Consider the following 14,397-nt stretch of genomic DNA (forward strand, 5'->3'; position numbering starts at 1 on the left):
TCTGAACTGTCAGAGATCAGTTATTAAGGAAGTTGTGCATATAAAAAGCTAGTCCTCCTGACTTTGGGGCTTTTTATATTTTAATGCAATGTTTGTCGGTTCAACATCTCTGTCATGGTTGTTGGCATAAGCTTTGGTTACTTCTGCTCCCAGCATCAAAATTACGGAGGAGTAGAAAACCCATAGAAGCAGCAGAACCAGCGACCCAGCTGCGGCATAAATACCCACAATTTCAACACTACCCAAGATGTAGTTGATAATCTGTTTTCCAATCAGGAAAAGAATAGAAGTGATAACTCCTCCAGCCAATGCATCTTTCCAGGCTACTTTTGCATCTGGCAAGCCTTTATGTACAGTTGTAAAGAAAATTAAAACGACAGCCAGGTAAAAAGAAGTATTTATTGTTCGTATAGCAGGCGAAAGATACTGCTCAAAAACATCGCGAAGGTCATCACTAAAAACAGCAATAACTGTATCAAGCAATAAACTAATGCTGAGCAATAAACCTAAGCCTACCACCATAGCCAGAGCTTTTAATCTGTTTTTTAGAATTTTAAAAAAACTTAAGTTCGGCTTAACTCTTACTTGCCATACTGCATTGAGTGCTTTCTGAATGATGAAGAAAATAATAGTGGCACTGTTGATAACTACTAATATACCGATAAGTATGCCCCAGAAACCAGCAGGTATGTTCACTGCATTTTCAAGAACAGTACTTGCCTGCTCTCCAGCTTTAGGGTTAATCAGGTCTGTAACCTCCTTTACAATTTCTACCCTTACTTGTTCCTGTGCAAAAAAAGCAGAACCTATCAGCATAAGGACAATTAATATGGCGGGCAATGAAAAGATGGTAAAGAACGCAATGGCAGCACTGTAAACGATAGGTTCGTTGCGCTGAAAATTTTTTCGGCTGTCTTTAAGTATTTTCCAGGTTTTGTTAAAGAATTTCTTCACACGCGTCATCAATCACCCTTGCTGGTTTAGGAGAGCTTTATATTTGTATGTAAACGCCGCAGTTACTCTGTAGGTTAGTTAATTTTAAAACCATCATGCTCTAAGCAGAAAGAAGCATACGTTTATAAGTTGCTTTTTCGTATAGTTTGCAATCTGGCAAATACAGAAAAGCGGTAGCCTGTAAACAAGCTACCGCTCTCCAAAATATATGTTGTTTACCTTTTCCTGACTTAGATACCAGTTGGTCTGTTCAGGTCAGTATCTTTATCCAAATCATCAATTTCTACGTCTGTTTTACGTACAGTTCCCTTGATGTTTTCGTCGTGTTCTTCTACTTCTGTGCCAAAGCTTACTTCTTCCACAACTCGGGCTTGCTTATCAACCATAGGTACTTCTGCATGTTCAGTAACATTGATGTCACCCGCTTTAAGTTTTGTGAAGTCTGCTTCCGTAGCAGGGCGATTAGTAGGAGTGCGCTCTACCCAAACATGCTCCTGGCGAAGACGCAGATGCTCTTCTACCGGGCGCTCAATAATACGGCTTCTCAGGCGAATTCCCCCGGTTTCAACCTCTCTTTTGCCCACCTCAAGTTGCTCTTCAATAATGGGAATAGTGCTTTCTGCGTGTTCTTCTCTTACACCTGTAGCCGTTGTACCTGTTCCGCTGCGGTACTGAGAGGCACGCTCATCAATATCTACGGCGCCATATTCGTCTAATATGTCGGCGGCCCGTTCCGCTTCCGCTGGAGACTGAACATGTACCGTTACAATAGCGCTGCGCCTGGCAACATTAGAATATCTGCTTGTGTCATCGTCATTGCCAAACAAAGAGCTGAAGAAGTTACTAATACTATCATTGTCTTCTTCGTTATAGGTGTCAGTAGAAGTGCCTGTGCCACTTGTTGCACTTTGGTCTGCTATATCTATGTTTTCCCGGGTAAATCCGCTATTCGTAAGTTGCATAGCGGCATCCTGCGCCTCTGTCAGGCTATCAAAAATTCCTATTACTGTCTGTGCCATTGTTAATTAAGTTTATTTTCTGTTTTATTAATTTTTTAACTGAATAAGATTCAGTTTGCAATGTGAATACGGGCTGATAAAATAAATGTTTGGTATAATAAGTTATTGAAATTTAGGTATATATGGATGCTGTTGTAGATGTTTTTATAATGTAAGCAAGAATATGGGTATAGGTGAATAAATTGGATTATATTTATAATAAAGCAGGTTGTTTGATACTAACTGGCTGATTTATAAAAGAATAGCTTCTATTACAAAGAGGTTTAATAAGTTGTGTTTCTCAGAGGAAGATATTGAAAATGAACAAGCTTTGTTAACTTTAAAGTAAAGTGGAAAAATAGATGTGGTTTTTTTAAAATAGAAAAGACATATTTACTTAAGTTAACGGCATAAATTCAGAGTTGCCTTTAAGTAAAGAGGCCTTGCAAAATTTCTTCTGCAAAGCCTTCTTACTTAAATAATATTTGCTGTGGTAGTTATCACATAATTAAACTATATCTTTTTCTTTTTTACAGGAGAGATTCTATAAAGGCCGGCACCATGACGATTTAAAGCTGGTGCAAATTCTCCTTTGAACATACCCATGTCTTTTCCTGACCATAAGTCCTTGACCTTAGCGGCTTCAAAACCAAGCTGTTTTAGCTGAACGGCTACCTTCGCTGAATTGGGAGGCATAGGACCTGCAGGTTCCTCTGTAAACACCAGGAACTTAACTGTTGCCCCAACATTTTGGTCAGCACCTGCTTTATCTAAGCCAACCAAAGCTCTAAATCTTGTATAGCCTTTGGGTAGCGTGTACTCAATAACTGAATTAGAATGCGTACCTATACCGTTGGCATATTGGTTATCGTTTACGATAAGAGGGCTTCCTGCCACACCAGCGTTTACTGTTGCTTTTCCCCAACCTGATTTTGCTTTATCCCATTTGAGGGAAGTTAGTTGGAGGGAATCTCCTTTTTCGTTGTATAAGGTAGGGGCAATCCAGTTGGCATGATCCCATTCAATGCCATCTTCGGCATCTGTTACAGCCAAATATAACTTTGTCGCTCCTGAAATATCAATGTCCAGAAGTTGGCCAGCTTCCTTTGTTTGCCTGTTGATGACTTCACTTGTCCAGATTGCTTTGCTTTCTACAGCCTCTACCTGATCGGCAATGTTAAATAGGGCCAGGTACTTATCTCCTGTTTCAGGATCGTCTGCCACCCAGCCAACCTGGTGTTCTGTATGAAACAGTTCTTTGTTGTTTGTACTGTTGTTTAGCACGTTTAACACATCTTTGTTCGTCAGCAGCGAAAGCGTAAAGTCATCATTGCTGGGCAAGTCACCCCCAAACATTAATGGGGACTTAAAGATTGACCATAGCGTCATGAGCGTATACTGCTCATCTTTGGTGAAAGCAGTCATGCGGTCATCACCTCTTTCTCCTCTTATACTCAGGCGGCCCAGCGGCAGCATGTCCCCATCTGGGTAAGCGCCTGGTTTACGGTACTGGTTCCAGCGTGCAAATACATCAAAGTGCTCCTTAAGCTGTAGCCAGCTATCCCAGAAATCGCCTACGGTACGCCACATGTTGGCATGCTGCTGTACGTGATGTGCTTTATCTACTGGTGTTTCTCCCGGTGAGGTGCTAAGCACAATTTTGCGCCCAGTCCTATCAATTGCCTTGCGGATCATTTCTACTTCACCGGCAAAATAAATAGGGGAGGAGAGATCATCTATTTTAACAAAGTCAAGCCCCCAGGATGCATACAGGTCAAACAGAGAATTATAGTACTCCTGCGACCCAGGCTTGCCAGGCACAATAGTGTACATATCCCGCAGCCATCGGCACTGATCTTCTTCAGAATAAATATCCTGTGCTGTTGCTGTACTGCCTTTAATTGGTAGGTTTTGTTTAACGGCTACTACCGGAATTCCTCGCATAATGTGTATACCGAATTTGAGGCCTTTGCTGTGTACATAATCGGCTAGCGGCTTAAAACCTTTTCCGTTTGCAGCAGAGGGGAAGCGGTTAATAGCAGGAATAAACCGCCCATATTCATCAATATTGTACTCAGGGTTGGTTTGGTTGTATCCATGTGCCTTATCGTTGCTGACGTACCAGCGAATATCCACGACCACGTATTCCCAACCCGAAGATTTCAGGTTCTTAGCCATGTAATCTGCATTAGCCTTTACTTCTGCTTCTGTGACTGTTGGCCCGTAACTATCCCAACTGTTCCAACCCATAGGTGGTGTGGCTGCCCACTGATGAAAATCTTTCTGCTTGGTTACTTTTTGTGCAAGACTGGCACCAGTAGCCAGACCAAATAGTGAAAGAGACAGAGCAAGTGTTGCTATCTTCATAAGCTTTGTTAATACTTTTAATGCTGAATATTCAGAAAAGAACTAAGCAGAGTAGACATTGCTTTTAGTCAATATACTGCTGCTGCTGCGTTTTAAGAACTGTCTAATTAACGTTTATTAGGTGATTAATAAAAGTTCTTTAGTGAATTTATTGCAGCATATTCGACAGAGCTACTTATTAGCTGGAGTAATAGGTGACGTGAGGGCGCGTAAAGATAGCCAACTAATACTTGCCTGTGCCTTTTGGCGAGCGAACTATCAAAAAAAATAAATAACTTGACAAAACGCTGGATACTTTGTAACCTAACGAAAGTTTAAGAGCTAAAACAATCTTGTGCTTTGCAATCATATATCTATCATAAAAATATATTATGCATACTGAAATCTCCTCTATTCTTACTTCTATCCAAAATACTATGGCTGAAATAAACTGGCAGCAACTGCTGGAAAGCGTTGTTGCTGCTTTTGATTGTTCTACTGGTACTATGCATACCTTGGACAAAAGTACTAATTTGCTAGTTCTGCAGGCGTACCAGGGGATACCGCCTTTCCTGTTGCCTAAAATGCAAACTATTCCTATTGGTAAGGGTATGGCAGGCATCGCAGCTGAACGTAGAAAGCCTGTAGAAATGTGTAATCTGCAAACAGATGAATCTGGGGTGGCTCGCCCTGCGGCAAAAGAAACAAAGGTAGAAGGGTCTATTGCTGTTCCTATGCTGTTGGAAGGGGAGTTATATGGTGTATTCGGAATAGCGAAGCCTGTCCCTTATGACTTTACGGAAGAGGAAATCAGCAATCTAATGAAGATAGGGGAGGAAATAAGCCGATATGTTCGTGCTAATTCTGCTCAAGTTTCTTGATTGTCTTACAAAACATAATAGTATTTCTAGGAGAGCGATCATAAGATTATTACTCTCCTAGCAAATACTATTCAACAGGATGCGAAACAAAACTAATGCTGCTATTCACTTTCTGTAGCTTACTTGTTAAATCTATTATCGTATTCTTCATCAAAGTCTTCCTCATGTTCATCATCCCAGAAGTAGTCGAAGCCTTCTTCGTCATCTTCCGCAAAAATAGACGTACTGCTGATGTGGTGACTTTCTTCTTTTAGATAATCTTCTGAATTCAGTTTAAATAAGAGGCTGTTATAAAGCTGTAATTCTACTTCGTTTTTATCTTCTTGCAGTTTCTCAAACATAGATTTTACTGCAGTTCTTAATCTGACCAGTTCACTGTCATTTAATACCAACTGTTTCATTGCTATAGTTAATCTGATTCACAAGGGCAATATTATAAAGCGGGTAGAACAAAAAATAGTTGTTTACTTTATTTAACAAATAAATGATAATAAGGAAGGTGTTGATAACAAAAGTTTTACACGCTGTAGCATCTAAGGTATAACCTTGTTAAAGTTTAGCTGGTAAAGTCAACTATGGTGTGCTGGCAGGCATATGAAACATAAGAAGAACTGTATTCATATAGGCAACGAAATCTAAAATGTTTACAGTGCCGTACTTAAATAATAAAAAACGTTAGATATGGATCCACTTAAAATAATGTCTACTATAGCAATTCCTGCGGCGATAGCTGTGTTGGGGTACAGAATAGCACTTCTAATCATTAATAAGGGGTAGTTAAACCGATGCTGCAATAACTAAAGGGCAGCTAAAAATAAGAATAAAATTAATTGTACAAAAAGAGGCTGTTTATACTAGCCTCTTTTTGCTTTTATGCTAACTTTGATGCTCCAAATGCTTGTTATACAGTACAGGAGTGGTTATTTTGCTTTTTTACCCTTTATAAAGCTTCTTATATAAAATAGGACCAATTTTTGGCTTAATATAATACACCTTTCTTCTTGCCTTTGAAACACCTTTACCAATTTATAAATGAAACAAATATTTCTCCTGCTGCTTGGTTTGCTTTTGCTAAGCAAGCAGGCCTATTCTCAGAAAGTCGTAAAACTACAGACATTCGATTTTCCAGATAGTAGAAGCGGCTATTTGTTTGCCGGAAATAACTTTTACCTGAATAAAGACACCTATTTTAATGTGCTGAATCTGAATTCCGGAAGTAGTTCAGTAGTTACTAAACCTGCACAACCAAAATTAGAGCCAGGCATCACTTTTGGAGCTTTAGGCACTTCGGTAATTTTTACAGATGCCGATAATCAAGGTGTTTATGTTGCAGATAATGCGGACTATCAGGTATTTAGCGGAAGCATAGGCATTCAACAAATTGTTACGGGAAAAAACTCAGCTTTCATGATCTATTTAGATCCATTTGAAGGTTTTAAGATGATCGAGATCGATAATTCAACTTATAACCCTAAGAAATTCTGGATAACAGGGGCGGAGGCAAACTTAAAGATGGAGTACGATGAAACAGAAGACCTTATATTCTTCAGTAATACTACTTCTCCTAATACTGTAGCTCTTTATGTTTCGGACGGCGATTACAGTAGCACAGTACTGCTGAGTAATGTAGAGGAAAGTGCTGATGAAACCATCTCTAACTCCTTTTTTCTTAACAATGGCAGCGAAATACATTTTGTTAATATCACCTATCTGAATGCTAATCCATCCAGGCTCTTTAGCCATGTGTATAAGCTTTCCGAAAGTGGTGTTACCAATGTAGGTTCTTTTACTGATTTTAAACCATACCCTAACCAGAATTTTGTTAAGAACAATGTAATGTACGGGTACAATACTGCAAGCAAAGGAGTTGTAAAGTCAGATGCGAGTGGTTCTGCTACGCTGCTTCCATCTGAAAACTTTGTGAGTTTTGAAGGAGAATATAATGCAAAGGTCCTGTTTACAATACCAAGCAGTGCCAGCACACTAGGCGATTCGCTAGTTACTTTATACGAAACGGATGGAACAGCAACTGGTACTCGTGCCATAGCAGATAAAATAGATGCCTTTTTTAAAAATGGAGATCCCATTACAGTACATAAAGGAATGCTTTACTTTATAAGGCGCGATGAAGCAATAGGAGCAGAGCTTTTTAAGTATGACGGGCAGCATGTATCAATGGTGGAGGATGTTGTTGTAGGGCCGGAGGGGCTGCAAAACGTGCAGTTCTATGTGTATGAAGATGAGTTATATTTTACAACACAACCATCTGATAACCCGAAGCAGCTAAATATCTACAAGCTATCGGATACTGCCAACACGATACACTTAAGCGCTTATGCCGATCTTAATGCTAACGGAACAAAGGACACAGAAGAGCCTTACCTGCTTAACCAGCAGTTTTCGCTAAACGGTAATGGACTTACTGTTTTCTCCAATCAGGAGACGATCAGCTTAAACTTAGAAGATGGTTCATATACCTTGTCTTTAAAACCAACCACCGGCTGGACCACAGCAGACAAAACAAGTACAGCCATTAATCTGCCAGAAGATAGCGGCAAAAGTTATAGCTTAGGCTTAACTCCAGAGCAGGAAACTACTAAGGTGGATGCCTCCCTTATGTCCGATGCTTCCCGTTGCGGTTTTCCGACTACTTATATGTTGCATTACAGTAACAACGGCTTTACAGAGGTTAGCGGTACTATAAAACTTAAACCAGAGGCAAAATTTAATTACGAATCAGCGTTGCCGGCTCCAAGTGAAATTAGCGCAGACACCCTGATCTGGTATATAAATGAATTGGGGATTGGCCAAAAAGGTAAAATTACCTTAAACTTTACCATGCCAGGAGTTGAAAACATTGGAGATACACTTATTTCTGAATTATTTACCAATTTCAGAGCATTGCATAACGCTACATTTTATGCCGATACGACAACGCTACAGCAAATCCTGACTTGTTCTTACGACCCGAATGACATACAGGCAAACCCAGCAGGTTTGGGAGAAAAGCACCTGACACTGAAGAACCAGGTGCTGGAATACCTTATCCGCTTCCAGAACATGGGCACAGACAAAGCTTTTAACATTGTAGTAAAAAATGTACTTCAGGAGGAGCTGGACCTAAGTAGTTTTCAGGTTATCGGAAGCAGCCACAACATGTATACTGTTATAGAAGGAAACGAGTTAAGCTTTCATTTTGATAATATTGAGCTCCCGGATGATAAGGCAGATGAGCCAGGTAGCCACGGTTATATACTATATCGCATCAAACCTGTTCATGGGCTGCCAGATAGTACCATAATCAACAATCTGGCTTTTATTTACTTTGACTACAACCCGGCTATTGAAACAAATATTGCCTACAATACTTTAGTAGATAAATTTCCGGAGGCCAAAAGAACTCCTTTAGGACTAGAAGATGAATTCAACAGCTTCTTTACTATTTATCCAAATCCGGCTAAAGAATACATAAAGGTTTTCTGGAAGGCAGAAGGAAGTGATAATCCGACTTTTACGTTGCACAACAGTGTTGGCCAACAGGCCAAACCACAGATAAGCGAGAATAAGAGTGAAGCCATCATAAACCTGTCTAAGCTTGCGAAAGGGCTATACTTCCTTAAAGTTAGCTACCAGAACAAAGTCTTATTAAAAAGAATAATGGTGCAGTAGGTTGTAGGACTGGCATTTAAATAAAACAATAGGGGCAGGTATTTTTACCTGCCCCTATTGTTTTTATAGCTAACAAGTATAGCCGTCAAAGTTTGGTTGCACTCATAAATATGGTTTAATGCCTACTTATGCGGTCACCTGTAAATAAATTAATGAAATAATTACCTTTAAAAACTATCATTTGTTAGCTAAAATTAGTATAATTATGCTTAAATATAGATCTTTCTTTTGTAGAACAGAGCCTGAATTGGACCTTAACATCATGGTCCAATACCGATTATAAATAATCCGCAAAAGAAGGCACAGTTTGTAAAGGAAGCAACATTAACCGCTTCAGGTATGGTTGAGCAGAACACATGGAAAGATTTTAAAAAAGGCAACGAAGCTAGCTTTCATAGACTTTATGAAGCATATGCTCCTATCATGTACCGCTATGGCTGCAAATTGTCTAAAGACAAAGATCTGGTGAAAGATTGCTTACAGCAGGTTTTTTTTAATATTTGGAAAAGGAAGGAACATTTAGGTGATCCTGCCTCTGTAAAAAATTACTTACTAAAAGCTCTGCGTTTCGAGATCATTAAAAAGTCTGATAAAAAACATGCCTTTGAATCCTTGCCAGATAGCTACCAGTTTCTTTCGACGAATTCCTACGAGTCTGACCTGATTGATTTGCAGACCTGTGAGATCAACCAGAAAAGAATAAACAATTTACTTGCGCAGTTGCCTGCAAGGCAACGTGAAGTAGTATTTTTGAAATACTACATGAACCTGAGTCCGAAAGAGATTTCTGTTATGATGGACCTGGAGCAGGAGTCTGTTTACAAGTTAACTTATAAAGCAATCGACAAACTTCAGCAACTTTTTCTGAAGTTGTATGCTGCAGTACTACTCGGGTTCTTCCTCTTTTTCTAAATTTTCTTTCTAGCCTGTTATCACTAATCTGGCACCTTTTATCCCTCATCTTCAAAGAATAAAAAAGTTTAAGAACAGAGGGATAGTTTTTGAGCAAGCTGGATATTATATATAGAAACTAACAATTGTTAGCTATAGTAAGACATGTAACTGTAAAATTCATCAGATGGATTACTCTAAACATGGCGTAGCGGATTTTGCAGTGGATGACTTTTTCATTCAGTGGGTTAAAAAGCCGACAAAGAATGCCAACCTGTTCTGGATACATTGGCTGGAGCATAATCCGGATAAGTATGAGGTGCTACAGGAGGCTCGAGAATTGGTGCTGATATTGACAAAGGATGAAGATAATCTTTCAGAATGGGAGCTGAATGAGATGTGGCAAAACTTAAACATGGCATGTGCTGCTAGTACCGTACAGGAAGTTGCTAATAAAAAAGTTGTGACATTAAGGCTGTGGGAGAGGAAAAGCATGCTAGCTGCGGCTGCCGTTACGCTGTTGCTTTTAATTTCTGGTATCACATTGTTCATCATAGGGCAGCAAAAAACTGTTATCTATGCTACACATTATGGGGAGAAGCAAAGCATACTGCTGCCAGACAGTTCTATTGTGGTACTGAATGCTAACTCTCAACTGACCATACCTGCTGCAGATTGGGGGGAGGAGGAGCCGCGTGAGGTAAGGCTTAAAGGGGAAGCATACTTTTCTATTACTCATAAAGTGAACAATCAGAAATTTATCGTGCACACTTCTGATGGTGTGCAGGTGGAAGTATTAGGTACAGAGTTTAACGTGTCTGACCGTGGAAGCAGGAATAGAGTGGTATTAGCGTCCGGAAAAGTGATGCTTAACATAGCACGTACGGGCGTGAATAAGCAACTGCTCATGAAGCCGGGGGAACTGGTAGAGATAGCAGAAGACGCAGGTACTATCACTAAGCAAGAGATTGACACTGATATTTATACTTCATGGAAAGACAACAAGCTTATATTTTATGATATATCCTTACAAGAAATTGCAACTATGCTGGAAGAGAACTATGGCTATGCTGTAGTTATACAAGACAAAGCACTTGCCGACCAAAAGATAACGGCCTTCCTCGATGCTGGGAGTCTGAGCGACATCCTCGTAACATTGTCAGAGACACTTGGAGTTAAGATAATTCAGGACAAACAAAAAAGGATTATGATATCTAACGACTAATTAGATTCCTATGAGAAAAAGATTTACATGTTGGTTAGGCTCTTCCAGCCTTACCCTGGCACTCTGTTGCCCTTACTTTTCAGGAAATGCACAGAACTATCAGAGCCATAATGCTACACTCGTTGCTAATTTCTCTGTTGAGCAAAACGAAACCGTTACTCTTAAAGATGTACTTATAGCTTTAAGAGCCTCTCATGGTATTCAGTTTTCTTACAGGTCCGACATTGCCCAGGACCTGGAGCTGAAGGTGCCAGCCTCGCTTTCAGAAGGGAAAGATATAGATGTGATACTAACAAAAGTACTGGAGCGCAGAGACCTTAAGTTTAAAAAGGTGAAGGATGTATATATTATATACAAAAAAGATGTAAAAACCAGCAGTATGCAAAAGACCAGCCTGATTAAGCTGGATGCAGGCGTTTCTGTTAAACAGGCTGAAATTACAGTTACAGGTACAGTAACAGACGAGAAAGGAATTGCCCTACCAGGTGTGACTGCCGTTCTTAAGGGAACTTCAAAAGGAACCTCTACTAATTTAGATGGCAGCTTTTCTCTTTCTGTACCAGATGGAAGCGGAACACTTGTATTTTCTTTTATTGGATACAAAACCAAAGAAGAGCCTATAAATAACCGTGCTACTATTAATGTTTCTCTGGAGCCTGATGCAAAAGCGCTGGAAGAGGTAGTAGTAGTGGGATACGGTACGCAGAAGAAAAGCGATGTAACAGGTTCAGTGGCTTCTGTGTCAACCGAAGAAATACAGCGGGTGCCTGTTACCTCTATGGCGCAAACACTGCAGGGGCGTGTGGCAGGGGTGCAGGTTACACAAGCCTCTAATGCGCCGGGTGGAGGTGTGTCTATCAGGATACGTGGAGGCAACTCCATCAAGGGAGGGAATGAGCCGCTTTATGTGGTAGATGGTTATCCTTTGTATAATGAAAACGGCGCCAGCATTAATCCGAATGATATTGAATCTATCGACATTCTGAAAGATGCATCGGCTACAGCTATTTATGGGTCGAGAGGAGCCAATGGTGTGGTGTTGATTACTACAAAGCGTGGCAAGGCAGGTAAATCCACTATCAGCTTTGATACTTATTATGGGGTGCAGGAGGTTCAGAAAAAGCTTCCACTCTTAAATGCACAGGAGTATGCTACATTGGCTAACGAAGCCATCACAAATGCAAACCAGTATATTGCTGATCCGAGCCAGCACAAAGAGTTGCGCTTTACACCAGAAGAGATTGCAGCGATGGGAGAAGGAACTGACTGGCAGGACGAGATTTTTCGTAAAGCTTCAGTGCAAAATTACCAGTTAACCTTTACCGGTGGCGATGAGAAGACCCGCTACGCCATATCAGGCAACTACTACCGGCAGAATGGTATTGTTATTAACTCTATGTTTGAGCGAGCATCTGTGCGCTTCAACTTCGACCGTAATATCAGCGACAAATTTAAAATAGGAAACAACTTTACTGTATCGAGAATCCGCCAGAACTTGGCACCTACCGATGCAGATGGTGGCAGTGGTGCCAGCACCGTGTACAGTGCCCTTAACTTTTCGCCCACAGTACCGGTGTATAATCCAGATGGCACCTTAGTGATGGATAATGTTGCAGGTGGTATCAGAATTCCAAATCCGGTTGGCATAGCTACTGAAACGGTTAATGAAGACCTGCGCACCCGTTTCCTGGGAAATATTTTTGCTGACTATGAGTTTTTTAAAGGGCTGAACCTGCGGGTAAGCTTAGGCGCCAATGCATCTTTCAATAAAGATAATGATTATGTGCCGAGAACAATACTTAGTGGCTTGCAGGTAGGTGGCCGGGCTAGTGTAGGTTCATCTCAGTTTACGGAGTGGCAGAATACAAATACCTTAACCTACAACACAACCTTCAACGAAAAGCATAACCTGAACTTGTTGCTGGGCTTTGAGCTACTGAAAAACAACTTTGAAGATGTTAGAACAAACACACAAAACTACGCCAACGACATTTTATTATACAACAACATCGGTTCAGCAGGAACAACCAACCCTGGTTCTTCCAATGCTTACAGTGCCAGCCTTGTGTCTTATTTTGCGCGGGCAAACTACGACTTTGGCGGCAAGTACCTGTTAACGGCAACTACGAGGGTAGACGGTTCTTCTAAATTTGGAGCCGGTAACAAATATGCTGTATTCCCTTCTGGCTCTGTAGCCTGGCGTATTTCTGAAGAGGAGTTTCTGAAAGATATAGCTTACCTGAGTGAGCTAAAGTTCAGGACCAGTTACGGGCTTAGTGGCAACCAGGAGATCGGCCAGTATCAGTCATTAGCGGCATTAGGCGTGCAAAGCTATAACTACGGCGGTTTGCTAAACATTGGGTTTGGGCCTAACCGTATTGCTAACCCAGACCTTAAATGGGAAACAACAGCACAGTTTGACGCTGGATTTGATATATCCTTATTTAAAAACAGAGTGTCTGCTACCGCCGATTATTATGTGAAAAATACCCGCGACCTTTTACTGGATGTGCCGCTGCCTATTACTTCCGGCTACAGCACAGCCCTTAAAAATTTAGGTAAGATCAGGAATACAGGCTTTGAGTTTGGTTTGAATACGATAAACATCGATAAGAGCGACTTCAGTTGGAGTACAAGCTTTAATATTGCCACAACACGCAACGAGGTAATTGATTTGGGTGATATTACAGAGTTTCCTTCGGGTGAGGCAAGCGGACACTTACAGTTGGCTAACTCAGGCTTAGTACGTGTCGGGCAGCCTATCGGCATCTTCTATGGCTTAGTAACTGATGGTATTTTCCAAAACGAAGAAGAGGTCCGAAACTCAGCTCAGAAGAATGCCCGCCCGGGTGATCGCCGTTACAAAGACTTAGATAACAATGGCACTATAAACGCCAACGACCGCACCATTATTGGCCGGGCTCAGCCAAAATTCTACGGCGGTATGACCAACAACTTCTCTTTTAAAGGTTTTGAGCTAAGCGTATTCCTGCAGGGTGTTTATGGCAACGACATCTTTAACATAAACAGGTTTGAACTGGAGTCTTTAACTGGCATCAGCAACCAGACCAGGGATGTGCTTGATCGCTGGACAACAACCAACCCTAGCAACACCATTCCGAGAGCCAACGCTGTTGGTAATGCTTATCAGATATCGGACCGCCAGATTGAAGATGGTTCTTTCCTGAGGGTAAAGAACATCACGCTCTCTTATAACTTGCCTGCATCGGTGGCACAGGCGGCAAGATTAACAGGTGCCCGAGTGTATGTTGCTGCTAATAACTACTTCACTTTTACGAACTATTCCGGTTATGATCCTGAGGTGAGTCGTTTCGGGCAGAACACCCTGAGCCTGGGCAGTGACTATGGCTCTTATCCGGGTTCTAAAAACATCACGGTTGGTGTAAACCTTACTTTATAAGAGGATTAAGCT

9 protein-coding genes are annotated in these 14,397 nt (G+C 40.9%); 5 read left to right on the plus strand and 4 right to left on the minus strand.

The window, feature by feature from the left end; all coding sequences use genetic code 11:
• Positions 1-48 precede the first annotated feature (48 nt).
• From LN995_RS00220 to LN995_RS00230, 3 genes are all read right to left on the minus strand, one after another.
• On the minus strand, positions 49-963 hold the full coding sequence (locus LN995_RS00220; RefSeq protein WP_229957313.1) for a YihY/virulence factor BrkB family protein: 915 nt from the start codon (positions 961-963) through the stop codon (positions 49-51).
• A gap of 221 nt (positions 964-1,184) precedes the next feature.
• Positions 1,185-1,973, minus strand: a complete 789-nt coding sequence (locus LN995_RS00225; protein WP_229957314.1) for a YsnF/AvaK domain-containing protein — start codon at positions 1,971-1,973, stop codon at positions 1,185-1,187.
• Positions 1,974-2,465: 492 nt separating this feature from the next.
• A complete protein-coding gene (locus tag LN995_RS00230; RefSeq protein ID WP_229957315.1) occupies positions 2,466-4,319 on the minus strand; it encodes an NPCBM/NEW2 domain-containing protein in 1,854 nt (617 codons plus the stop codon).
• 416 nt (positions 4,320-4,735) lie between these two features.
• Between LN995_RS00230 and LN995_RS00235 the strand changes: the two genes are divergently transcribed.
• A complete protein-coding gene (locus LN995_RS00235; protein WP_229957316.1) occupies positions 4,736-5,179 on the plus strand; it encodes a GAF domain-containing protein in 444 nt (147 codons plus the stop codon).
• 119 nt (positions 5,180-5,298) lie between these two features.
• Here LN995_RS00235 and LN995_RS00240 read toward each other — a convergent pair whose 3' ends face one another.
• On the minus strand, positions 5,299-5,580 hold the full coding sequence (locus LN995_RS00240) for a hypothetical protein (protein WP_229957317.1): 282 nt from the start codon (positions 5,578-5,580) through the stop codon (positions 5,299-5,301).
• A 631-nt stretch (positions 5,581-6,211) separates the two neighbouring features.
• Here LN995_RS00240 and LN995_RS00245 point away from each other — a divergent pair.
• From LN995_RS00245 to LN995_RS00260, 4 genes are all read left to right on the plus strand, one after another.
• On the plus strand, positions 6,212-8,848 hold the full coding sequence (locus LN995_RS00245; protein WP_229957318.1) for a T9SS type A sorting domain-containing protein: 2,637 nt from the start codon (positions 6,212-6,214) through the stop codon (positions 8,846-8,848).
• Between the two features lie 339 nt (positions 8,849-9,187).
• The gene (locus LN995_RS00250; protein ID WP_229957319.1) at positions 9,188-9,760 is read left to right on the plus strand and encodes an RNA polymerase sigma factor; all 573 of its coding nucleotides are present in this window, start codon (positions 9,188-9,190) and stop codon (positions 9,758-9,760) included.
• 166 nt (positions 9,761-9,926) lie between these two features.
• Positions 9,927-10,964: a FecR family protein gene (locus tag LN995_RS00255; RefSeq protein WP_229957320.1), complete on the plus strand. Its 1,038-nt coding sequence runs from the start codon at positions 9,927-9,929 to the stop codon at positions 10,962-10,964.
• 10 nt (positions 10,965-10,974) lie between these two features.
• Entirely contained in the window at positions 10,975-14,385 is a 3,411-nt protein-coding gene (locus LN995_RS00260; protein WP_229957321.1) for a SusC/RagA family TonB-linked outer membrane protein, read from the plus strand.
• The last annotated feature ends 12 nt before the right edge of the window (positions 14,386-14,397 follow it).

The organism is Pontibacter silvestris (assembly GCF_020907275.1).
In the GTDB taxonomy this organism is placed as follows: Bacteria; Bacteroidota; Bacteroidia; order Cytophagales; family Hymenobacteraceae; genus Pontibacter; species Pontibacter silvestris.